Here is a 23,869-nt window from a genome sequence, read left to right as displayed (position 1 = left end):
CGCCATGACGCTTCAACAATCCCGCCGCCTGCAAAGCCTGTTGCTCGGCACCCTGGCCTGGGCAATCGCGATCCTGATTTTCTTCCCGATCTTCTGGATGGTGCTGACCAGCTTCAAGACCGAAATCGACGCGTTCGCCACGCCGCCGCAGTTCATCTTCACGCCGACGCTGGAGAACTACCTGCACATCAACGAGCGCAGCAACTACTTCGCCTACGCCTGGAACTCGGTGCTGATCTCGTTCAGCGCTACCGCCCTGTGCCTGCTGATTTCGGTGCCGGCCGCCTACTCCATGGCCTTCTACGAGACAAAGCGCACCAAGGGCACGCTGCTGTGGATGCTGTCCACCAAGATGCTGCCGCCGGTGGGCGTACTGATGCCGATCTACCTGTTGGCCAAGAGCTTTGGCCTGCTCGATACGCGCATTGCGCTGATCATCATCTACACCCTGATCAACCTGCCGATCGTGGTGTGGATGGTTTACACCTACTTCAAGGACATTCCCAAGGACATCCTCGAAGCCGCACGCCTGGATGGCGCCACCCTGTGGCAGGAAATGGTGCGGGTGCTGCTGCCGATCGCCAAGGGTGGCCTGGCCTCCACCGTACTGCTGTCGCTGATCCTGTGCTGGAACGAAGCCTTCTGGTCGTTGAACCTGACGTCATCGAGCGCCGCGCCGCTGACCGCGCTGATCGCCTCCTATTCCAGCCCCGAAGGCTTGTTCTGGGCCAAATTGTCCGCCGTGTCGACCCTGGCCTGCGCGCCGATCCTGATCTTTGGCTGGATCAGCCAGAAACAGCTGGTGCGCGGCCTGTCCTTTGGCGCAGTCAAATAATAATTCCACGCGGAGGGCCCATCATGGCCAACCTGAAAATCAAGAATCTGCAAAAAGGCTTCGAAGGTTTTTCCATCATCAAGGGCATCGACCTGGAAGTGAACGACAAGGAATTCGTGGTGTTCGTCGGCCCGTCGGGCTGTGGTAAATCCACGCTGCTGCGGCTGATCGCCGGCCTTGAGGAAGTCAGCGAAGGCACCATCGAGCTGGACGGGCGCGACATCACCGAAGTGACCCCGGCCAAGCGTGACCTGGCGATGGTGTTCCAGACCTACGCCCTGTACCCGCACATGAGCGTGCGCAAGAACATGTCGTTCGCCCTGGACCTGGCCGGCGTCGACAAGCAACTGGTGGAGAGCAAGGTCAACGAAGCGGCGCGCATTCTGGAGCTGGGCCCGCTGCTGGAGCGCAAGCCCAAGCAGCTCTCCGGCGGCCAGCGCCAGCGCGTGGCGATTGGCCGGGCGATTGTGCGTAACCCGAAGATCTTCCTGTTCGACGAGCCGCTGTCCAACCTCGACGCCGCCCTGCGCGTGCAGATGCGCCTGGAGCTGGCACGCCTGCATAAAGAGCTGCAAGCGACCATGATCTACGTGACCCATGACCAGGTCGAAGCCATGACCCTGGCCGATAAAGTCGTGGTGCTCAACAGCGGGCGCATCGAACAGGTCGGCTCGCCGCTGGACCTGTACCACCAGCCGGCCAACCTGTTTGTGGCGGGCTTTCTCGGCACGCCGAAGATGGGTTTTCTCAAGGGCAAGGTCACGCGTGTCGAAGGCCAGGGCTGTGACGTGCAACTCGACGCCGGCACCCTGATCAGCCTGCCGCTCAGTGGCCCGACCTTGAGCGTGGGCAGCGCAGTGACCCTGGGCATTCGCCCGGAGCACCTGGAAATCGCCACGCTGGGCCAGACCACCCTGACCGTTACCGCCGACGTCGGCGAGCGCCTGGGCAGCGACACCTTCTGCCACGTCATCACCGCCAACGGCGAGCCTTTGACGATGCGCATTCGCGGCGACATGGCCAGCCAGTACGGCGAGACGCTGCACCTGCACCTCGACCCGGCCCACTGCCATCTGTTCGACACCGAGGGCGTGGCCGTAGCCCGCCCCCTGCGCGCCGCCGCCTGATTTCGCGAGTATTACGCCATGAAGCTGAATAAACAGAACCTCACCCAGTTGGCGCCCGACGTGAAAGTGCCAGCCTATGCCATCGCCAGCACCTCCCAGGGCATTGCGCATATCGGCGTGGGTGGTTTCCACCGCGCGCACCAGGCGTTTTACACCGACGCCTTGATGAACACCGGCGAGGGCCTGGACTGGAGCATCTGCGGCATTGGCCTGCGGGCCGAAGACCGCAGGGCCCGCGACGACCTGGCCGGCCAGGATTATCTGTTCACCCTGTACGAACTGGGCGACACCGACGACACCGAAGTGCGCGTGATCGGCGCGATCAGCGATATGTTGCTGGCAGAAGACGGCGCCCAGGCCCTGATCGATAAACTGGCCGAGCCGGCCATCCGTATCGTCTCGCTGACCATCACCGAAGGCGGCTATTGCATCGACGACAGCAACGGCGAATTCATGGCCCACCTGCCGCAGATCCAGCATGACCTGGCGCACCCCGGCGCACCAAAGACCGTGTTCGGCTTTCTCTGCGCCGCGCTGACCCAACGCCGCGCCGCCGGCACTGCAGCGTTCACGGTGATGTCCTGCGATAACCTGCCCCACAACGGCGCCGTCACCCGCAAGGCCCTGCTCGCATTCGCCGCGCTGCACGATGCGCAACTGCACGACTGGATCGACGCCAATGTGAGCTTCCCGAATGCCATGGTCGACCGCATCACACCGATGACCAGCACCGCCCACCGCCTGCAACTGCATGATGAGCACGGCATCGACGATGCCTGGCCAGTGGTGTGCGAACCCTTTGTGCAATGGGTGCTGGAAGACAAGTTCGTCAACGGCCGCCCGGACTGGGAAAAGGTCGGCGTGCAGTTCACCGATGACGTGACGCCGTACGAAGAAATGAAGATCGGCCTGCTCAACGGCAGCCACCTCGCGCTGACGTACCTGGGTTTTCTCAAGGGTTACCGGTTTGTTCACGACACCATGAACGACCCGCTGTTCGTCGCCTACATGCGCGCCTACATGGACCTCGACGTCACGCCACACCTGGCGCCGGTGCCGGGCATCGACCTGACGGCGTACAAGCAGACCCTGGTCGACCGCTTCTCCAACCAGGCGATTGCCGACCAGCTGGAACGGGTGTGCTCGGACGGTTCGTCGAAGTTTCCCAAGTTCACCGTGCCGACCATCAACCGCCTGATTGCCGATGGGCGTGAGACCGAACGCGCGGCGCTGGTGGTGGCCGCCTGGGCCTTGTATTTGAAGGGTGTCGACGAAAATGGCGTGGCCTATACGATTCCCGATCCGCGTGCCGCGTTCTGCCAGGCGCTGGTCAGTGATGACGCCCTGATCAGCCAGCGTCTGCTGGGGGTTGAAGAGATTTTCGGCACGGCTATTCCCAACTCGCCTGCATTTGTGGCAGCGTTCGAGCGGTGTTATGTGAGCCTGCGTGACAACGGCGTCAGCGCGACCCTACAGAACCTCCTGAACAAACTGGCTTAAAACTGTGGGAGGGGGCTTGCTCCCGATAGCGGTATATCAGTCACAGATTTATCAACTGAACCACTGCTATCGGGAGCAAGCCCCCTCCCACATTTGACTGTGTTACCACTCCAACAATAAGACTGCTGAGCAAATCATCATGACCCAGCAAAACCTGTTCCTCGGCATCGACTGCGGCACCCAGGGCACCAAAGCCATCGTCCTCGACGCTTCCAGCGGCAAGGTGCTGGGCCTGGGCGCCGCCGCGCACACCTTGATCAGCGGCGCCAATGGCCGGCGTGAGCAACACACCCAGGAATGGCTGGACGCCTTCACCGATGCCACCCACCGCGCCCTGCAACAGGCCGGGGTGGACGGCCAGGACATCCTCGGCATCGGTGTTTCCGGCCAGCAACACGGCCTGGTGTTGCTCGATGCCCAGGGCCAGGTGCTGCGCCCGGCAAAGCTGTGGTGCGACACCGAAACCGCCGCGGAAAACGAGCGCCTGCTGCACCATCTGGGCGGCGAAAGCGGCTCGCTGGAGCGCCTGGGCGTGGCTATTGCGCCAGGCTACACGGTGTCCAAACTGCTCTGGACCCGTGAACAGCACCCGGACCTGTTTGCGCGCATCGCCCATATCCTGCTGCCCCACGACTACCTCAATTACTGGCTCACCGGCCGCGCCGTCGCCGAATATGGCGATGCCTCGGGCACCGGCTACTTCAACGTGCGCCGCCGTGAATGGGACGTGGCGCTGCTCGCGCACATCGACCCCAGTGGTCGTCTGCAGGCGGCGCTGCCCGAGCTGATTGAAGCCGATCAAGCAGTGGGCACGATCCTGCCGGCCATCGCCGAGCGGCTGGGCATCAACCCCAACGCGGTGGTCGCCAGCGGCGGCGGCGATAACATGATGGGCGCCATCGGCACCGGCAACATCGCCCCGGGGGTGATCACCATGAGCCTGGGCTCATCGGGTACCGTCTACGCCTTTGCCGACCAGCCCAACGTCAGCCCCCAGGCGTCGGTCGCCACTTTCTGCGCGTCCAGCGGCGGCTGGTTGCCGTTGATCTGCACCATGAACCTGACCAACGCCACCGGGGTGATCCGCGAGCTGTTCGAACTCGACCTGCAAGCCTTCAACGCCCTGGTCGAGCAGGCCCCCATTGGCGCGGACGGCGTAAGCATGCTGCCGTTCCTCAACGGCGAACGGGTGCCCGCCCTGCCCCAGGCCACCGGCAGCCTGCACGGCCTGACCATGACCAACCTGACCCGCGCCAACCTGTGCCGCGCGGTGGTCGAGGGCACCACCTTCGGCTTGCGCTATGGCCTGGACCTGCTGCGCCAGACCGGCCTGCAAAGCCTGCGCATCCGCTTGATCGGCGGCGGCTCGAAAAGCCCGCTGTGGCGGCAGATGGTCGCCGATATCATGAACACCGAAGTGGTCTGTACCGAACAGAGCGAGGCCGCGGCCCTGGGCGCGGCGATCCAGGCGGCGTGGTGCCAGTCCGGCGAATCCCTGGCCAGCCTGTGCGACAAATGCGTGAGTCTTGACCCGGCCAGCCGTACCGTGCCGGTGCCGGCCAACGTGAGCGCCTATCAACAAGCCTATGAGCGCTATCAACAGCTTGTGGCAATCCTTTAAGAGCGAGTGACTATGTATCTGGTGTGTGGTGAAGCGCTGTTCGATTTTTTCAGCGAGGAGGATGCCGACGGGCAGGCTGCCAAGCTCAATTACACGGCGATTGCCGGCGGTTCGCCGTTCAACGTGGCGGTGGGCCTGCGCCGCTTGGGAATCGAGTCCGGGTTCTTCGCCGGGATCTCCCATGACTACCTGGGCCGGCGCTTGCTACAGGTGCTCAAGGACGAAGGCGTGAGTGAAGATTTCCTGGTGCCCTTCGACGCGCCGACCACCCTGGCCATGGTGGCCGTGGGTGCCAATGGTTCACCGCAATACAGCTTTCGTGGCGAAGGCTGCGCAGACCGGCAACTGCAGATGACGCACCTGCCGCCCCTGGGTGATGAGATTCGCGGGCTGCATGTGGGCTCGTTTTCGCTGGTGGTACAGCCGATTGGCGACACACTGCTGGCGCTGGTCAAGCGCGAAAGCGGCAAGCGCCTGATCAGCCTCGACCCTAACGTACGGCTGAACCCGCAACCGGACATCCAGCTGTGGCGCGACCGTGTGACGGAGTTGGTCAAGCATGCGGATTTGATCAAAGTCAGCGATGAAGACCTGCACCTGCTCTACCCCGAGCAGTCCCCCGAAAGCGTGCTGCAAGGCTGGCTGCAACACCGCTGCCAGTTGGTATTTCTCACCCGTGGCGGCGATGGCGCCAGCGTGTTCAGCCGCCGCCACGGCAACTGGTCGCAACCGGCAATCGACATCGTGATGGCCGATACGGTCGGTGCCGGCGACACCTTCCAGGCGGCGCTGATCGCCTGGTTGACCGAGCACCGGTTGGACTCGGTCGAGGGGCTGCAACAGCTCAGCCGCGAACAGATCGACGCCATGCTCGGCTTTGCGATTCGCGCCGCGGCGCTGACCTGCACCCGCACCGGGCCGGACCTGCCTTACCGCAGCCAGCTCGGCTGAGCGCCCCACAGGCCATGCACTGCGTGGCCTGCAACCTTTTGTCAGAAATTTCACCGATGAACGAGGTGTGTGCTAGACCAAAGAGCAGCAGTAATAAAAACACAACGTAGGACACGTTATGACCAAGGTCTCAGGCTTTCCAACCCGAGCCGTTATTGCTGTCGGCATCCTTTCACTGCAGTACATCACCCCCCAGGCCGCGCATTCCGCGTGTGTCTTTACCCCAGGCCCCGGCGACGATACCTACGTCTGCGACAGCGGCACCAGCACCGCCGGACTCACCGATCTTCAGGGCAACAATCGTCTGTCGCTGCCCGCCGGTGGGACGGGAACCGTCAACGGCCCTGTCACGTTCGGCGCGGGCGAAGATCGAATCCGGATTGATGACGGCAGTATCCTGGGTGCTGTGCAACAAGGCCCCGGCATCGATGACTTCGTGATGAACGGCGGGCGAATTCCTTCTCTGGCCCAGGGCGATGGCCTCGACACCTTTCTGATAACCGGCGGCGTCATCGAAAGAGAATTCGTCGACGGTGACGTGGCGAGACAAACCGGCGGCACCATTGGCCGGGTCGACATGAAGCTGGACGATAACGTATACGAGATGACCGGCGGCGAGATCCTCGGCAACCTGGTCACCGGGTTCGGCAAGGACAGGATCGACATCTCGGGAACAGGCAGCGTAGGCGGCAACATCAGCACCAGCGGCGGCGATGACATCATCAGGGTGAGCGGCGGCGTGATCAAAGGTGAAATCCGCGCCAGTTTCGGCAACGACACATTCACCTGGCGCAACGGCGGTGAGATCCAGTCTTCAGTATTGATGGGCGATGGTGACGATACCGCCTTGCTCAGCGGCCTTACTGAAAGCCGGTTGGCCGCCACGCCGTCGATTGACGGTGGTCTGGGCAATGATCAGCTGACATTGGATAACACCACCTCCGGCAACGCTGCGCGCTATGTCGGCTGGGAGACGGTCAACCTCAATAACGCCTCGCGTTTTGAGTTGGCCGGTGACTTTTTCCTCGGCGACAGCACCAGCAACACCGGTACGTTCAACATCGATGGCAGCAGCACCCTGGCCGTGACGCAAGGCGCCATCCGGCCTTACATCACGGGCCAACTGGCCACGCTGAACAACGCCGGTACGATCGACATGACCACCGGCAGCGCCAGTGCCGGCGATGCGCTCACGGTGCATGGCAATTACGTGGGCAACAACGGTCAACTGTGGCTGCAAACCGTGCTCGGTGACGACACCTCCGCCACCGACAAGCTGGTGGTGTCCAACGGCACGCTCAGCGGCCATACCCAGTTGGCCGTGACCAACCTCGGCGGTGCCGGTGGCTTTACCCAGAACAACGGCATCGAGGTGGTCCAGGCCGTCAACGGCGCGGTCAGCAGCACGGATGCCTTCGCCCTCAAGGGCTCGGTGTCGGCCGGTGCCTATGAATACCGGCTGTTCAAAGGTGGCGTGACCGCCGGCACGGAAAACAACTGGTACCTGCGCTCCTCGGTAGTGGCCGTGCAGCCACCCGCCGTGCCGCCAGTGCCACCCACTCCGCCGGTGGTGGTGCCGGTTCCGCCGGTTCCGCCGATTCCGCCGGTGGTCGACCCCGATGAACCCCCGGTGGAGCCACCAACCGCGCAACCGGTCGCGCCGATCGAGCCCCCGGCGCCACCGCCGAGCCAAGTCGCGGCAGCCACTTCACCGCAATCGGCCGCCAGCAACCCGGCCGTGCCGACGGCGGTGCCCGGTGCCGAACCTATCGCGCTGTACCGTTTGGAAGTGCCGGTGTACTCGGTAGTGGTCCCCGCCGCGCAAGTCATAACCCGCATGGCCCTGGGCACCTTCCATGACCGCCAGGGCGAGCAAAGCCTGCTCAGCGAAACCGGCGCGGTGCCGGCGGGCTGGGCGCGGGCCTATGGCAGTGATTTCAACAAAAGCTGGTCGGGCACCGTATCGCCAAGCTTCGACGGCAGCGTCAAGGGCTATCAGGTAGGGCACGACCTCTACGCTGCGCACACCAGCGGCGGGCAACTGCAACGGTTTGGCCTGTTCGTCGGGCAGAGTCGCTTGAACGGCGACGTCAAGGGGTTTGCCGAAGGCTTCCAGGATCGGCGCTCGGGACGAGTCAAACTCGATGGCGACAATTTCGGCGCCTACTGGACCCTGACCGGCACCGAAGGTTGGTACGTCGATGTGGTCACGATGTTCACGCGCCTGGACGGTGAAAACAAATCCGACCGTGGCGTGAAGATGAACACCAAGGGCCACGCCCTGGCGCTGTCCGCCGAAGCGGGTTATCCGATCACCCTGTCCGAGCAGTGGGTGGTGGAGCCCCAGGTCCAGGTGATCCGCCAGACCATCGACCTGGACAGCCAGCACGACGGCATTTCCAAGGTAGCGTTCGATTCCCAGGAATACTGGACCGGCCGTGTTGGTGCACGCCTCAAGGGCCGCCAACTGGTGGGCAACACCCCCATCGAGCCCTACGTGCGCGCCAATGCCTGGCGTACGTTCGGCGGCAGGGACACGGTGACTTACGATGATGTGGACCGCATCAAGAGTGATCACAAGGCGTCCACCGCCGATGTGGGCGTAGGGATTGTCGCCCGATTGTCTTCAACGGTGAGCGTTTACCTGGCGGCGGACTACACCACCAACCTGGATGGCAACGCCCAGGAGGGCGTGAGCGGCAATGCCGGGGTGCGTATGAGTTGGTGAAGACCGTATGGTTTGAGGGCCTGGCAACTACCAGGCCCACAGGTCAGCATTGAACGAGGCACACCCTTAAAATCTGCGCCCTCCTGCTCGTTGCAGGACAGGCGTGTGGCTGTGCTTGAGGTCTTCACGCAGTTCAGCGATCAGGTTGCAAATGGCGCGGCTGCTGTCGAGTTTGTCGGCGTTTATACCCTTGACCTCCAAGTCCACTCGATCACGGTCGCGGTCGTCGTACACCCGGATCGTCAGTGAAGCGTCTTCGGCTTTGGTGCATTCACACCGCTTAGGCAGGAAACTTCCTTCAATAATGCTGCGAAGCTCTAGTTCCGAAAGCATGGCTAACCTCTCCTTTGTTGAGACTGCCAATGGTTTTATGAGTATCCGGCAGGCACTTGCCTGCCACGTCTTGCCGGCCCTGGAAGACGCCTACAGAAATAAGCCTACTCGGCAAAATCTCCTGCTGTTGTAACCATTCTTCATAAGCGCTGACGGCGCTTATATATGAAAAATCTGACTGTCTGCATCCTCGGCGAACCACTTCGATTAAACGTTTAACCCACAGGACGCGTGCGCAGGCCGGTTTTTCCAGCAACATATGGCAACCAATTCATCTGTCGTCGTTGGGTCGAGAGGGACTTACGCAAACCATACGAAACATATACGCTTTGTATATCAACCCAACACAGTGAAGCTTATGGGCATCGTCAAGATCACCGACCAACTGCACGAACAGCTGCGCCTGGCCAGCGCCGCGATGGACCGCTCCATCAACGCTCAAGCCGAGTTCTGGATCAAGATCGGCCTACTGGCTGAACTCAATCCCCACCTGCCCTACAACGAGCTGATCAACAAGCTGTTGCTGGACAAACCCGACCTGATCCGAGGGCGCAGCCAATGATCAAGACGCCACAGCAGCTGGTGGTCATGCGCGAAGCCGGGCGCCTGCTGGCCCAGGTGTTCAGCATGCTCGACACCTTTGTCGTCGCCGGCCGCTCCACTCTGGAGCTGGACAGCGCCGTCGAAACCTTCATCCGCCAGGAGCTCAAAGCCCGCCCGGCCAGTCTCGGGCAATATGACTACCCCTTCTGCATCAATACCTCGATCAACGAAGTGGTGTGTCACGGCATGCCCAGCGCCACGCAATTGCTCAAGGATGGCGACATCATCAATATCGACATCACCCTGGAAAAAGGTGGCTTTATCGCCGACTCCAGCAAGATGTACATGATCGGTAATGTCTCACCCAAGGCGCAGCGCCTGGTGGAGATGACCTTCGAGGCCATGTGGGCGGGCATCCGCCAGGTGCGGCCCGGCGCCCGCCTGGGTGATATTGGCCATGCGATCCAGCACCATGCACACACCAACGGCTATAGCGTGGTGCGTGAATACTGCGGCCACGGCATTGGCCGGGAAATGCATGAGGAGCCACAAATCCTGCACTTCGGCCGTCCCGGCACGGGGCTGGAGCTGCGTGAAGGCATGGTGTTCACCATTGAACCGATGCTCAATCAGGGCAGCGCGAAAGTGCGCAGCCTCAAGGACGGCTGGACGGTGGTGACCAAGGACAACAGTCTCTCGGCGCAATGGGAACACACGGTAGCGGTGACAGCCGATGGGTTTGAGGTATTGACGCTGCAAGCGTCCGCTTGAACTTCAAGCCACCTGCTTGATCCCGGCCTTGGCCTCCAGCTCACGCACCAGCGGCAACACGCGTTTGCCGAAGTACTCCACCTCTTCCTGGAAATGCAGGAAACCGGCCAGCACCAGGTCCACGCCCACCGCCTTGAGCGCCACGATGCGCTCGGCGATCTGCTGCGGTGTGCCGATCAGGTTGGTCTTGAAGCCGTCGTTGTACTGCACCAGGTCTTCAAAGCTGGACTTGGCCCAGTTGCCCTCGCCTTCCGGCGATGCCTTGCCGGCTTGTCTGGCCGCGTCACCGAAGGCGTTGACCGCTTCCGGGTCGGCTTTATCGATGATCTCGGCGAGCACGGCACGCGCTTCTTCCTCGGTGTCGCGGGCGATCACGAAGGCGTTGACGCCGACTTTGACCGAATGGTTATTCGCCGCCGCCTTGGCGCGGATGTCATCGACCTGGGCCTTGATGCCTTCCGGGGTATTACCGTTGGTGAAGTACCAGTCCGACACCCGCGCGGCCATGTCCCGCGCCGCCCGCGAACTGCCGCCCTGGAACACCTCGGGCTGGCCCAGCGGCTTGGGCTTGAGGGTGTAGTTGTTGAAGCGGTAGAAGTCGCCCTTGAAGGTGAAATCGTCCTGGGTCCAGATGCCTTTCAAGGCGCGGATGAATTCTTCGGAGCGGCGATAGCGCTCATCGTGTTCCAGCCAGGGTTCACCGATCGCCTGGAACTCGCCCTTGAACCAGCCACTGACGATATTCACCGCGATACGCCCGTTGGTGAGCTGGTCGATGGTTGCCAGTTGCTTGGCCGCCAGCGCCGGTTGCCACGGACCCGGCAGGATCGCGGCAATCACCTTGAGGGTGGTGGTCGCCGCCAGCAGCGCGTGGCTGAAGGCCACCGACTCGTGCTGGTTTTCGGCGCCGTAGCCGGCGGTGAAGCGGATCTGGGTCAGGCCATATTCGAAGCCGGCGGCTTCGGCCAGTTGCGCCAGTTTACGGTTGTAGTCGATGCCCCAGTGGGTACGTTGTTCGATCTTGCTGACCACCAACCCACCGCTGACGTTGGGCACCCAATAGGCAAATTTCACGGCTTGCTGACTCATTGAACAGTTCCTCGCACACAGGGATGTACCCAGGGCTTGAGCAGCAAGTGTGCCAGTCACGGTTAAACGCCGTGGCCGTGCGGGTTGCGGCGCAAAACCCAGGTTTGCACGGCGTGCCGCGACTGTCATGGATCGCTGCGCTTTGTCCAAACGCTGTTGCTGGAGCAACAGTGGCGGGCGTCCCCGCGCCGTAAACACGGGCCCGCGCGCCCGGCACGGAGTGTGCAACCACCCTGGGACTTGATCACTGCCCAGGAGCCCAACCCCATGACCGAGCAACACGTCATCAACCCGCTGTCCATCGGCGTCGACTACACCACCCTGGCCGAGCGTTTCCGTCCTATCTTCCAGCGCATCGCCGACGGCGCGGTTGAACGCGAGCACAGCCGCACCCTGCCCCATGAGCCGATCCGTTGGTTAAAGGAAGCCGGCTTTGGCGCGGTGCGGGTGCCGGTGGAATATGGCGGTGGCGGTGCATCCCTGCCGCAGCTGTTTGAACTGCTGATCGAACTCGCCGCCGCCGACTCCAACGTGCCCCAGGCCCTGCGCGGGCATTTCGCGTTTGCCGAAGACCGCCTGAACGCGCCGCCGGGCGCGGGGCGCGACCTGTGGTTCAAGCGTTTTGTCGACGGCGACCTCGTCGGCTGCGCCTGGACAGAAATCGGCGCTGTCGCAATTGGCGATGTGGTGACCCAGGTCAGCCCCAACGGTGACGACTGGGTACTCAACGGCGAAAAGTTCTACAGCACAGGCAGCCTGTTTTCCGACTGGATCGACGTGTACGCTCAGCGCAGCGACACCGGCGGCGACGTGATCGCCGCCACCCGCACCCGCCAGCCAGGCGTGGTGCAAAGCGATGATTGGGATGGCTTTGGCCAACGCACCACCGGCAGCGGCACCACGCGCTTTACCGATGCAGTCGTCGAAGCGCACAACGTGATCGACTTTGCCGAGCGCTTCAAATACCAGACCGCGTTCTATCAACTGGTGTTGCTGGCCACCCTGGCCGGCATCGGCCGCGCGGCGCTCAACGATGTGGCCCAACAGGTACGCAGCCGCAAGCGCATCTACAGCCACGGCAATGCCCCGCACGTCAGCCAGGACGCGCAGGTTCAACAGGTGGTCGGCGAAGTCGCCGCGCTGGTTTACGCCGCCCAGGCCAGTGCGTTGAAGGCCGCGCTGCCGGCGCAACGGGCTTATCTGGCACGTTTCGGTGGGGATGAGGTGGCCGAGCGCGAGGCCAACGTGGCGGCCGAGATCGAATCGGCGACGGCCCAGGTGGTGGTCTCGGAGCTGATCCAGCGTGCCACCAGCCAACTGTTCAACGCGTTGGGAGCCTCGGATGTGCGCCAAGGCAAGGCCCTGGACCGGCACTGGCGCAATGCGCGGACGGTGGCGTCGCATAATCCGCTGATCTACAAGGCGCGGATCGTCGGTGACTGGGTGATCAACGGCACTGAGCCGCCGTTTGTCTGGCAAATCGGCAACGGCCCGGCCAAGGCCTGAGGCCGGTTCCATATGTGGGAGGGGCTTGCTTCCGATAGCGGTGGGTCAGTCATGGATGTGTTGCTGACATCCCCTCATCGGGGCATAGGTATCTACACAACTTTTGGCGTGGCCTGAACCTGTGACGGCTCGGGAGCCGAAGCCTCTCTAACTGATGCTCCGCGACCTAAATGTGGGAGGGGGCTTGCTCCCGATGGCGGCCTGACAGCCGACCAGGATGTTGGATCAGAGCGAGTACATATCCGTTGCTGCGGTAACGGCTGCTATGGGTTCCGCCCTTACGGCGGCTCACTTTTGAAAAGCGCAAAAGTAAGCAAAACGCTCTTGCCCCACCACTCGGCACCTCGCTTAGGCTCGGTGTGCCCGTAATCCGACAGCGATTTGGGGGGCCGCCGCCCCGCGCCATCCATGGCGCGGGGCGGCTAAACCGGCATCCCTGCCGGTTTACCCCCCAAATCACTATCGAATTCCGGCCAGCGTGGTTTAACGGGGCGCCTAGATCAAAAGCAAGATCAAGAGCGGCTCGCTTCGCATCGTGGTTAGCGTAGGCTGCTGCTACACAGTTGTGTAGATACGTATGCTCATCGGGGGCAAGCCCTAATGCCAGTCAGTTAAGGCTTTTTGTAGGAACGAGGCGGGCGGCTAGCCCTTGCTCGCGAAAAACTCACAGGCACCGCGTTCATTCAGAAAGCACGCGTTATCGTTGACGTTTTTCGCGAGCAAGCTCGCTCCTACATACGGCGGTGTACGCTTAACTGACTGGCATTAGGGCAAGCCCCCTCCCACATTTGGAACGCGGGGCTTCAGTCAGAGAGGCTTCGGCTCCCGAACTGTCGCGGGACCGCGCCCCTCTTAGAACGCGAGTTTGTAGCCCACCGCCATCAACATCACCGCCAGGCACGGACGCAGCACCGCGTCCGGGATCCTGCCAGTCATGTGGCTGCCCAGGTAAATGCCCGGCAGCGAGCCCATCAGCAGAAAGCCCAGCAGGTGCCAGTCCATATTGCCCATGCTCGCATGGCCCAGGCCCGCCACCAGGGTCAGCGGCACGGCATGGGCGATCTCGGTGCCCACCAGGCGGCGCGTAGCGAGGAACGGGTACAGGATGAACAGTGCCACGGTACCCAGCGCGCCGGCACCGATGGAGGTCAGCGCCACCATGGTGCCAAGGACGACACCCGTTACTACGGTGAGCGCATTCAGGTTGCGCGGGCGCATGTGATAGTCGTCACCGGCATGGCGCTGGGCGAACGCCAGCAAGCGTTGCTTGAACAGGATCGCCAGGGCCGTCAGCAGCAACACCACACCCAGTGCCTGTTTGATCACCGCGTTCATGGCGCTGGGGTCGGTGTGCAGGCTGGCGAGGAACCACAGGGTCAGCAGCACCGCAGGCACACTGCCCAGGGTCAGCCAGCCGGTGATGGTCCAGTCGATGTTCCGGTTCTTGCTGTGCACCAGCACACCACCGGATTTGGTAATGGCGGCATACAACAGGTCCGTGCCAACGGCGGTGGCCGGGTTGATGCCGAACCACAACAGGATCGGCGTCATCAGCGAGCCGCCACCCACGCCGGTCATGCCCACGATAAATCCTACGATCAGGCCGGCAACCACGAAACCCACATTACCCACATCCATTACAGCTACCTGCGGCCTTATAAAATTCTGGCGGCAGGATAGCGATTTTTCTTATAACCACTTATATCAATATGATCTGACTTTATGCCTTTCCTGCTAATCGCCCGCAGGCATACGCTTGGGTCTGATACGCAAAGGCCACGGTGTCACGGCCCTTCAAGGCGGGATGGGTGTCGATCAGTTGCTGCAATTGCGCCGTGACGCCGGCTTTTTCTGCAGGAGGCAATGCGGCGATAAAGCTGACCGACAGGATGCGGTCCATGATCACTTCCTTCGGGCTGCCGACATGGTGATAGGCAAAGCAGGTCAGTTCAGGGGCGGAAAAATATTCACCGGTGAAGGCCTCGCGCCAACGTCCGCTATGAAAACGCGGGGTGTCGCCCTCGTAGGGGGTAATGATGGTCGTGATCGCAGCGATCCAGTCCACCGACTCATCGCGCACATTCCACACCAGCCCCAAACGCCCTTCGGGTTTGAGTACACGGTGGATCTGCGCCAGCGCCGCCTCGCTGGAAAACCAGTGGAAGGCCTGGGCGCAGACCACCGCATCGGCGCTCGCGGACGCCAAAGGCATGGACTCGGCCGTGCCATTGACCAGCCGTACGCCCGGCAGCAGCTTGACCAACTGGGCGCCCATTTCCAGCACCGGTTCGACGGCGACCAGCGTCGGCGCCAGGCTGCTGAGCAGGCGCGTGAACTTGCCGGTGCCGGCCCCCAGGTCGATCACGGTCGAGTGGGCATCGATGCCCAGCGCGTCGGCCAGCCAGCCGGTGAGTTGTCGCGGGTAGCCGGGGCGACCTTGCGCGTAAGTGCGGGCCTGGGTAGAGAAACCTTGCTGAGCGGACGCGTGGACACCAGTCATTGCCAATCTCTCTTCGGGTAAAGCGGGGGCCACAGTGTGCGCCGTCTCGCGGTTATTTTCTAATCGCTGCATCGACGGCAGGCAACCACACACGAAACCGCGCGCCGCCCAAGGGTGAAGCCTCGGCGGTCAAGCTGCCGCCCTGGGCTTGCAGGGCCCGCCGGCTGATGGCCAGGCCCAGGCCGAAACCACCGGTGGCGCGGTCGCGGCTACGGTCCAGACGGTAGAACGGTTCGAAGATGCGCTCGCGCTGGTCCGGCGGAATGCCGATGCCATCATCCTCCACGAAGATTTCACAGCCGTTGGGGCAGACCCTGACGCCGACCTGGATGCGCTTGTCGCAGTAGCGCGTGGCGTTGCGCAACAGGTTCTGCAGGGCGCGGGCGGTCAGGCGCGGGTCGAGGCTGAAGCGCTCCACGGCGCAGTCGAGCGCCACGTCGATAACGATCTCGGGGTTCTCCAGTTCATCGTCGACACTGCCCAATACGCTGTCGATGAATTCGTCGAGCACCACCTCCACGCGCTCCGGCTCCTGCGCCGGGTTTTGCAGGCGGCTGTAGGAAAGCAACTCCAGCACCAGCTCGTCCAGCTCACGAATATGCGCCACCAGGCTTTGCAAGCGCTCCCGGCTGGCCGCAGGCAAGTCCTCTGCCAGCGCCAGGGCCAGGCCGAAATCCAGGCGGGTCAGCGGCGTGCGCAGTTCATGGGACACCGCGTTGAGCAGGTCGCGCTGTTGATTGAGCAGGTGTTCGATGTCGTCGGCCATGGTATCGAACACCGAGGCGAGGCTGCCGATGCTGGAGCTGGCGGGAATCAGCGTGCGCTCGGCCAGGTTGCCCCGCCCCAATTGCGCAGCGGTGCTTTTCAAGCGCTCCAGGTCGCGCCAGTGCGGGCGCAGCCACACCAGCAGGCAGGCGAGCAGCGCCGCGACGATCAGCACGTTGATCGCCCAATACAGCACGTTCATGTCCAACGGATCGGGCGGTACCGTCAGTTTGACCACGAATTGCTCGTTGATCGGCGAGCTGATTTCCTCCATCCAGCCCCACTCCCCCAGGCGCACCACCGATTTGCCCTGTTCCAGCAGTTTTTCTTCCGCCGGGGTATAGCGCGCATCCTGGCGCAGCAGCAATTGCACCTTCAACGGCGCAAAATCGCGGCCCAGCTGCTCGGTGACCTGTGACCAGCGCTCCACCGGTGCGCGCACGTATTGCTTGACGATCAGCTTCTGCTGGCCGCGGGTCTGCTCGATGTTGTAGTTCATGTAACGGTGTTCGAACAGCTGGATCACCAGGGAGGGGATCAAGTAGATCGCCGCGCTGTAGGTGACGATGGTGATCAGGTAGAGGCGCAGCAGGACTCGAAACATGGCTCAGCATTCCCACTCGGAACGGCTGAACAGGTAGCCCTTGCCCCACACGGTCTTGATCTTGCGCGCTTCGCCGGCGTGGTCGTCGAACTTGCGGCGCAGCTTGGAGATGGCCACGTCCACCGAACGGTCGGTGCCATTGAATTCGATACCGCGCAGGCGCTGCAGGATCTGGTCGCGGCTGAGTACTTCACCGGCATGTCGCGCCAGCACCACCAGCAGGTTGTACTCGCCGCTGGACAGCTCCACCGCCTGCTCGCGCCAGGTCACGGTACGCTCGCACAGGTCGATGCACAGGTTGCCCATGATGATGCGGTCGCTGGCCACCTGGGGTTCCGAAAGGCTGCTACGGCGCAGCAAGGTGCGCACACGGGCGAGCAGCACCCGTGGCTCGCAGGGTTTGGTCACATAATCGTCGGCGCCCATTTCCAGGCCCAGGACCTGGTCGTGGCTGTCGTCACGGGCGGTGAGCATCAGGATCGGCAGGCCCGCCGAGTCGGCGCGCAGCAGGCGGCAGACCTGCAGGCCGTCGAGGCCGGGCAGCATCAGGTCGAGGATGACCAGGTCCGGCGGGTTCAGGCGCGCGCGTTCGCGCACCTGGTCGCCCCGGCTGAGCACGCTGACGTGGTAGCCATTGCGTTCCAGGTAGCTGGCAATCAGCTCGGAGAGCGCGGCGTCGTCTTCCACCAGCAGGATATTGGGCATGAAGGTGTTTCCAGAAAATACAATGATAAGTCGTACGCAAACCCCATGTGGGAGGGGGCTTGCTCCCGATGAGGGAGTGTCAGTAATACATCTGTGACTGACACACCGCCATCGGGAGCAAGCCCCCTCTCCCACATTTGGTCTTTGTTGTCAGCGAGGTTGTGCAAGGATATACGCCCCCGAGGCCAAGCGCCCCGGCCCTTACATTTCTTCACAGACGCACTACACAGCTTCACAGCACCACGGCGCAGGTGACCTTAGGATGCGCCAGTCAATATTGGGATAAGAGCATGTCGAAGAATCTGTTTGCGCCGTTTTGCCTGTTGGCGCTCACCCTGGCGCTGAGCGCGTGTGACAACTCCACAGCCGAGGCGCCGCAAGTGCCCCTGGCCAAAGTGCGCATCGAGACGCTGCAGGCCAAGCCCCTGTCCATCACCAGCGAATTGAGCGGGCGCATCGCTGCGCCGCGTATGGCCGAGGTGCGCGCACGGGTCGCCGGGGTGGTGATGCAACGCGTCTTCAACGAAGGCCATGACGTGAAACAGGGCGACGTGCTGTTTCGCATCGACCCGGCCCCGTTCAAGGCCGACCTCGACAGCGCCCAGGCCAACCTGAGCAAAGCCGAGGCCAATGCGTTCCAGGCGCGCCTGCAGGAGCAGCGTTACAGCCAGTTGGTGGAAGGCAACGCCATCAGCGGCCAGGAGTACGACAACGCCCGCGCCGCCCTGCGCCAGACCAACGCCGAGGTCGCCGCCAACAAGGCCGCCGTCGAGCGGGCCCGGTTGAACCTGGGTTACGCCACGGTGACTGCACCGATTTCCGGGCGCATCGGCCGTGCGCTGGTGACCGAAGGCGCCCTGGTCGGCCAGAACGAAGCCACGCCGCTGGCGATCATCCAGCAACTGGACCCGATCCACGCCGACCTCACTCAGTCGACCCGCGAGCTGAATGACCTGCGCCGCGCCTTTCGCGCCGGTCGCTTGCAGCAGGTCGGCCAGGACCAGGCCAAGGCCAGCCTGATCCAGGATGACGGCAGCCTGTACCCGCTGCCGGGCAAACTGCTGTTCGCCGAGATCAGCGTCGACCCGGGCACCGGGCAGATCATTCTGCGCAGCGAATTTCCCAACCCGGACCTCGACCTGCTGCCCGGCAGCTTCGTGCGGGTGCGCCTTGAACAGGCCATCGACCAGCAAGGCCTCAGCGTGCCGCAGCGCGCCATCACCCGCGACAGCGCCGGCATCCCGATGGTGCTGTTGTTGGACAGCGAGCAAAGCGTGCGCCAGCAGCCGGTGGAGTTGGGCGCAGTGATCGACGATCGCTGGGTGGTCAGCAGCGGCCTCAAGCCCGGTGACCGCATTGTCGTCGAGGGCCTGCAACACGCGCGCCCCGGTGAAAAAGTTGAAGTGGACGACAGCCCGCTCGTAAAGGAATAACCCGCCATGCCGCAGTTCTTTATCGACCGCCCGATTTTCGCCTGGGTGGTGGCCCTGTTCATCTTGCTGGCCGGCTTCCTGGCGATCCCGCAATTGCCGGTGGCCCAATACCCCAACGTCGCGCCGCCAAAGGTAGAAATCTACGCGGTGTACCCTGGCGCTTCGGCCCAGACCCTGGACGAAAGCGTGGTCAGCCTGATCGAGCAGGAGCTCAACGGCGCCGATCATTTGCTGTATTTCGAGTCCCAGAGCAGCCTCGGTTCGGCGACCATTACCGCCACGTTCCAGCCGGGCACCAACCCGGAAATGGCCCAGGTGGATGTGCAGAACCGCTTGAAGGCGGTGGAGCCGCGCCTGCCGCAAGCAGTGACGCAACAAGGCTTGCAGGTGGAGAAAGTCTCGGCCGGCTTCCTGCTGCTGGTCACGCTGACATCCAGCGACGGCAAGCTCGATGACGTGGCGCTCAGCGATTACCTGGCGCGCAACGTGATGAACGAACTCAAGCGCCTGGACGGGGTGGGCAAGGCCCAGCTGTATGGCGCCGAGCGCGCCATGCGCATCTGGATCGACCCGCAGAAGCTGATCGGTTTTAACCTCACCCCGGCCGACGTGAATGCCGCCGTCAGCGCGCAGAATGCCCAGGTGTCGGCGGGCAGCATCGGCGACCTGCCGGGCACTAACACCCAGGAAATCACCGCCGCCATTCTGGTCAAGGGCCAACTGTCGACGCCGGCGGAGTTCGCCGACATCGTGCTCAAGGCCAACCCTGACGGCTCCACCGTGCGCATCGGCGATGTGGCACGGGTCGAAGTCGGCAGCCAGGAATACCAGTTCTCCACACGCCTGAACGGCAAACCGTCCACCGCCGTCAGCGTGCAGCTGGCGCCGGGGGCCAACGCGCTGAACACCGCGACCCTGGTGCGGGCGAAGATGGACGAACTGTCGCGCTATTTCCCGGCCAACGTGGAATACAAGATCCCCTACGACACCTCGCCCTTCGTCAAAGTCTCGATCACCAAGGTGGTCTACACCTTGCTTGAGGCAATGGCGCTGGTGTTCGCGGTGATGTTCCTGTTCCTGCAGAACGTGCGCTACACCTTGATCCCCACGCTGGTGGTGCCGATTGCGTTGATGGGCACCTTTGCCACCATGCTGTTGCTGGGTTTTTCGATCAACGTGCTGACCATGTTCGGCATGGTGCTGGCGATCGGCATCCTGGTAGACGATGCGATTGTGGTGGTGGAGAACGTCGAACGGATCATGGCCACTGAAGGCCTGTCGCCCAAGGAGGCGACGAAAAAGGCCATGGGCCAGATCACCGGCGCCATTGTCGGTATCACCCTGGTGCTGGTCGCGGTCTTCCTGCCGATGGCGTTCATGCCAGGCTCGGTGGGGGTGATCTACCAGCAGTTCTCGTTGTCGATGGCCACCTCGATCCTGTTCTCGGCCTTTCTGGCCCTGACCTTGACGCCAGCGCTGTGCGCCACCTTGCTCAAGCCGATTGCCCAGGGCGAGCATCATGCCAAGGGCGGCTTTTTCGGCTGGTTCAATAAACGCTTTGAACAGCTCACCGACCGCTACGAAGGCTGGGTGGCCTATGCGCTCAAGCGCAGCGGCCGTTACCTGCTGATCTACCTGGTATTGCTGGTGGGCTTGGGGCTGCTGTTCAGTCGCCTGCCCTCCTCGTTCCTGCCGGTGGAAGACCAGGGCTACACCATCACCGATATCCAGCTGCCACCGGGCGCCAGCAAAAACCGCACGGTGCAGGTGGCCGAGCAGATCGAGGCGCACAACGCCAGCGAGCCGGGGGTGGGCGATACCACCATGATCATGGGTTTCAGTTTCTCCGGTTCCGGGCAGAACGCGGCGCTGGCGTTCACCACGCTCAAGGACTGGTCTGAGCGCGGCAGCGATGACTCCGCGGCGTCGATTGCCGACCGCGCCAACATGGCTTTCAGCGGGCTCAAGGATGCGATCGCCTATGCGATCCTGCCGCCGCCGGTAGACGGCCTGGGCACCTCCAGCGGCTTCGAGTTCCGTCTGCAGGACCGTGGCGGCGTCGGCCATGCGGGGCTGATGGCTGCGCGCACCGAGCTGCTGGAAGCTGCCGGGAAAAGTCCGGTGCTGGTCAACGTGCGCGAAAGCGCCCTGGCCGAAGCGCCGCAGGTGCAGCTGGAAGTGGACCGCAAGCAGGCCAATGCGCTGGGAGTATCGTTCGCCGATGTGGGCAATGTGCTGTCGTCGGCCATCGGTTCGGCCTACATCAACGACTTCCCCAACCAGGGCCGCATGCAGCGTGTGGTGGTGCAGGCTGAAGGCGACCAGCGCAGCCAGGTGGCGGACTTGATGAAGATCAACGTGCGCAACAACGCCGGGAAGATGGTGCCGTTGTCTGCCTTTGTCGAAGCCAAATGGACCCAGGGCCCGACGCAATTGACCCGCTACAACGGCTACCCGGCCATCGCCATCAGCGGCGAAGCGGCGCCGGGCCACAGTACCGGCGAGGCGATGGACGAAATCCAGCGCCTGGTCAGCCAGTTGCCGGCGGGCCTGGGCCAGGAATGGACGGGGTTGTCGTTGCAGGAACGTTTGTCCGGCTCCCAGGCGCCGTTGTTGCTGGGCCTGTCGCTGTTGATCGTGTTCCTGTGCCTGGCGGCCTTGTATGAGAGCTGGTCGATCCCGACCTCCGTGTTGTTGGTGGTGCCCCTGGGCGTGCTCGGCGCGGTGGTGGCCGTGAGCCTGCGCGGCATGCCCAACGATGTGTTCTTCAAGGTCGGCTTGATCACCATCATCGGTTTGTCGGCGAAGAACGCGATTCTGATCATCGAGTTCGCCAAGGACCTGTACGAGCAGGGTGAAGATCTGATCGACGCCACCTTGAAGGCGGCGCGGCTGCGCCTGCGCCCGATCATCATGACATCGCTGGCGTTCATCCTCGGCGTGGTGCCGCTGGCGATTGCCACCGGTGCCAGCTCGGCGAGCCAGCAGGCGATTGGTACGGGGGTGATCGGCGGGATGATCACCGCGACATTGGCGGTGGTGTTCGTGCCGGTGTTCTTTGTGGTGGTGATGAAACTGGTGCGCAAGCGCCACACGGCAGATTAAGCTTTTTGTAGGAGCGAGGCGGGCGGCTAGCCCTTGCTCGCGAAGAACTCAGGGCCTGCGCGTTTATTCAGACAGAACGCGTTGGCTGGACGTTTTTCGCGAGCAAGCTCGCTCCTACAGGGGTTATCGATCAAGTTCATGATCAAGTACAACCGAATAAGCTATGGTGCTCACTACTGCCTATTGTGAGTCGCCATGCCCTTCCTCGCCCGCACCCACCCTCGCCTCTCAGCCGCCGCCGTGCTCGGCCTCGCCGTGGGCATCCTGGTACCCGCCGATACGCTGGCCAGTAAAATTTTGATCGGCTGGAACGCCGGGGTCTGGACCTATCTGGTGCTGATGCTGTGGCTGACCAGCCGTGCCAAGGCAGAAGATGTGCAGCGCATCGCCGAGGTCGAGGACGAAAACGCCGGCCTGGTGCTGTTCACGGTGTGCATCGCCGCCATCGCCAGCCTGGCCACCATCACCTTCGAGCTGGTCGGCAGCAAAGACCTGGCGCCCACCGAACGTCTGTTGCACTACAGCTTCACCGGCTTGACGGTGATCGGTTCATGGCTGTTGATCGGGGTGATTTTCAGCGTGCACTACGCCAGGCTCTATTACACCTGGAACGGCAAGGAGCCGGCGCTGCGTTTTGCCGAAGGCTTGCTCACGCCCAACTATTGGGACTTCCTGTATTTCTCCTTCACCATCGGCGTGGCGGTGCAGACGTCCGATGTGGGCGTCGCCACCCGTGGCTTGCGCAAGGTGGTGCTGGGGCAATCGTTGATCGGTTTTCTGTTCAATACGGCGATTCTGGGGTTTTCGATCAATATTGCCGCAGGCCTGTTTGGCTGAGTTGCACAAACCTTCTAGACGCCTGGCCGCCCTTGGGCGCTAATGGCATTACACATTCATCCTCGGTGTTGTATGGCCGCGCACAATTGGATCGACCTGTCCCAGGACGCCGACACCGGCATCGAGACCCTGCGCGCGCATTTCCAAGGCCATGCCTACGACCCCCACTGGCACGACAGCTACCTGATCGGTGTGACCGAACAAGGCGTGCAGCAATTCAATTGCCGCCGTGCCCGCCACAACAGCGTGCCCGGCCAGGTGTTCCTGGTGGAGCCCGGCGAGCTGCATGACGGCGACGCGCCCACGGCGGACGGTTTCACGTACCACATGCTCTACCTCGACCCGCACTGGCTGGCACGGGAAGTGAGCGCGGTATTCGAAGAGGCACCGGTCAACAGCCAACTGAGTTTCGTCAGCACCTTGACCAACGATCCGCGCCTGGCCCTGGCCACCAGCCAGGCCTTTCAAACCTTGCACAGCGGCGAACTGCGCATTGTGCGGCAACGCGCCATGGACCAATTGCTGGAGCGCCTCACCGGCCACCTCTACTGGCGCATCCGCTACCGCGAGGACCCGCGATTGCCGCAGGTGGCGCACAAGGCCAGGGAATACCTGCATGCCCATCTGCACGCAGACATCGGCATGGACGAACTGGCTCTGGCCTGCGGTGTCGACCGCTTCCGCCTCAGTCGCGCCTTCAAGAGCGCGTTCGGCCTGCCGCCTCACGCCTATCTGGTGCAACTGCGCCTGGCTCGCGCTCGGCATTTGCTGGGCAAGGGCGAGCAACCGGCGGATGTGGCGATGGCCCTGGGTTTTGCCGATCAGAGTCACCTGGGCCGCTGGTTCGTGCGCGCCTACGGCCTCACGCCCGCCGCGTACCGCAGGCGTTGCTCAAATGTTCCAGACAGGTAGCGTT

General features: G+C 62.8%; 19 protein-coding genes. 13 read left to right on the top strand and 6 right to left on the bottom strand.

All coding sequences use genetic code 11. From position 1 onward, the window contains the following. Positions 1–4: 4 nt before the first annotated feature. From C4J88_RS11195 to C4J88_RS11170, 6 genes are all read left to right on the top strand, one after another. Positions 5–835, top strand: coding sequence for a carbohydrate ABC transporter permease (locus C4J88_RS11195; RefSeq protein WP_003233033.1), 831 nt, complete (start codon positions 5–7; stop codon positions 833–835). A 23-nt stretch (positions 836–858) separates the two neighbouring features. Beyond that, on the top strand, positions 859–1,962 hold the full coding sequence (locus tag C4J88_RS11190; protein WP_124406931.1) for an ABC transporter ATP-binding protein: 1,104 nt from the start codon (positions 859–861) through the stop codon (positions 1,960–1,962). An 18-nt stretch (positions 1,963–1,980) separates the two neighbouring features. After that, positions 1,981–3,462 carry a mannitol dehydrogenase family protein gene (locus C4J88_RS11185; protein WP_124406930.1) on the top strand — a complete coding sequence of 494 codons (1,482 nt, stop codon included), beginning with the start codon at positions 1,981–1,983 and terminating at the stop codon, positions 3,460–3,462. Positions 3,463–3,601: 139 nt separating this feature from the next. Next, entirely contained in the window at positions 3,602–5,083 is a 1,482-nt protein-coding gene (gene xylB / locus C4J88_RS11180) for a xylulokinase (RefSeq protein WP_124406929.1), read from the top strand. A gap of 12 nt (positions 5,084–5,095) precedes the next feature. Then, the gene (locus tag C4J88_RS11175; RefSeq protein WP_124406928.1) at positions 5,096–6,034 is read left to right on the top strand and encodes a carbohydrate kinase; all 939 of its coding nucleotides are present in this window, start codon (positions 5,096–5,098) and stop codon (positions 6,032–6,034) included. A 118-nt stretch (positions 6,035–6,152) separates the two neighbouring features. Beyond that, on the top strand, positions 6,153–8,762 hold the full coding sequence (locus tag C4J88_RS11170; RefSeq protein ID WP_124406927.1) for an autotransporter outer membrane beta-barrel domain-containing protein: 2,610 nt from the start codon (positions 6,153–6,155) through the stop codon (positions 8,760–8,762). Positions 8,763–8,828: 66 nt separating this feature from the next. Here C4J88_RS11170 and C4J88_RS11165 read toward each other — a convergent pair whose 3' ends face one another. Beyond that, positions 8,829–9,095: a DUF1652 domain-containing protein gene (locus tag C4J88_RS11165; RefSeq protein ID WP_124366667.1), complete on the bottom strand. Its 267-nt coding sequence runs from the start codon at positions 9,093–9,095 to the stop codon at positions 8,829–8,831. Positions 9,096–9,453: 358 nt separating this feature from the next. Here C4J88_RS11165 and C4J88_RS11160 point away from each other — a divergent pair, with 358 nt between their 5' ends. Further along, positions 9,454–9,657: a ParD-like family protein gene (locus tag C4J88_RS11160; RefSeq protein ID WP_124362422.1), complete on the top strand. Its 204-nt coding sequence runs from the start codon at positions 9,454–9,456 to the stop codon at positions 9,655–9,657. Further along, a complete protein-coding gene (gene map / locus C4J88_RS11155) occupies positions 9,654–10,409 on the top strand; it encodes a type I methionyl aminopeptidase (protein ID WP_124406926.1) in 756 nt (251 codons plus the stop codon). Before C4J88_RS11160 ends, map begins: the two co-directional genes overlap by 4 nt. 3 nt (positions 10,410–10,412) lie before the next feature. Here map and sfnG read toward each other — a convergent pair whose 3' ends face one another. Next, positions 10,413–11,498, bottom strand: coding sequence for a dimethylsulfone monooxygenase SfnG (gene sfnG / locus C4J88_RS11150; RefSeq protein WP_124366665.1), 1,086 nt, complete (start codon positions 11,496–11,498; stop codon positions 10,413–10,415). Positions 11,499–11,765: 267 nt separating this feature from the next. Between sfnG and C4J88_RS11145 the strand changes: the two genes are divergently transcribed. Next, the gene (locus C4J88_RS11145; RefSeq protein WP_124406925.1) at positions 11,766–13,004 is read left to right on the top strand and encodes an acyl-CoA dehydrogenase family protein; all 1,239 of its coding nucleotides are present in this window, start codon (positions 11,766–11,768) and stop codon (positions 13,002–13,004) included. Between the two features lie 852 nt (positions 13,005–13,856). Here the strand turns inward: C4J88_RS11145 and C4J88_RS11140 are convergent. The 4 genes from C4J88_RS11140 to C4J88_RS11125 all read right to left on the bottom strand — a co-directional run bounded on the left by C4J88_RS11140 (position 13,857) and on the right by C4J88_RS11125 (position 17,578). Beyond that, positions 13,857–14,642 carry a sulfite exporter TauE/SafE family protein gene (locus C4J88_RS11140; RefSeq protein ID WP_124362418.1) on the bottom strand — a complete coding sequence of 262 codons (786 nt, stop codon included), beginning with the start codon at positions 14,640–14,642 and terminating at the stop codon, positions 13,857–13,859. 82 nt (positions 14,643–14,724) lie between these two features. Next, entirely contained in the window at positions 14,725–15,504 is a 780-nt protein-coding gene (locus C4J88_RS11135; protein WP_124406924.1) for a class I SAM-dependent methyltransferase, read from the bottom strand. A 52-nt stretch (positions 15,505–15,556) separates the two neighbouring features. After that, positions 15,557–16,873 carry an ATP-binding protein gene (locus C4J88_RS11130; protein ID WP_124406923.1) on the bottom strand — a complete coding sequence of 439 codons (1,317 nt, stop codon included), beginning with the start codon at positions 16,871–16,873 and terminating at the stop codon, positions 15,557–15,559. A 3-nt stretch (positions 16,874–16,876) separates the two neighbouring features. Further along, positions 16,877–17,578: a response regulator transcription factor gene (locus C4J88_RS11125; protein WP_124362415.1), complete on the bottom strand. Its 702-nt coding sequence runs from the start codon at positions 17,576–17,578 to the stop codon at positions 16,877–16,879. Positions 17,579–17,868: 290 nt separating this feature from the next. On the opposite strand from C4J88_RS11125, the gene C4J88_RS11120 reads away from it, so the two are divergent. The 4 genes from C4J88_RS11120 (at position 17,869) to C4J88_RS11105 (ending at position 23,865) form a co-directional block, all read left to right on the top strand. After that, on the top strand, positions 17,869–19,011 hold the full coding sequence (locus C4J88_RS11120) for an efflux RND transporter periplasmic adaptor subunit (RefSeq protein WP_124406922.1): 1,143 nt from the start codon (positions 17,869–17,871) through the stop codon (positions 19,009–19,011). A gap of 6 nt (positions 19,012–19,017) precedes the next feature. After that, positions 19,018–22,116, top strand: coding sequence for an efflux RND transporter permease subunit (locus tag C4J88_RS11115; RefSeq protein WP_124406921.1), 3,099 nt, complete (start codon positions 19,018–19,020; stop codon positions 22,114–22,116). Between the two features lie 195 nt (positions 22,117–22,311). Next, complete coding sequence (locus tag C4J88_RS11110) at positions 22,312–22,953, top strand: DUF1345 domain-containing protein (protein WP_124406920.1); 642 nt, start codon at positions 22,312–22,314, stop codon at positions 22,951–22,953. 72 nt (positions 22,954–23,025) lie between these two features. Then, complete coding sequence (locus C4J88_RS11105) at positions 23,026–23,865, top strand: AraC family transcriptional regulator (RefSeq protein WP_124406919.1); 840 nt, start codon at positions 23,026–23,028, stop codon at positions 23,863–23,865. The last annotated feature ends 4 nt before the right edge of the window (positions 23,866–23,869 follow it).

The organism is Pseudomonas sp. R4-39-08, assembly GCF_003852275.1.
Lineage (GTDB): Bacteria > Pseudomonadota > Gammaproteobacteria > Pseudomonadales > Pseudomonadaceae > Aquipseudomonas.
Note: the sequence above shows the minus strand (reverse complement) of the source record. Positions and strands in the feature narration are given on the sequence as shown.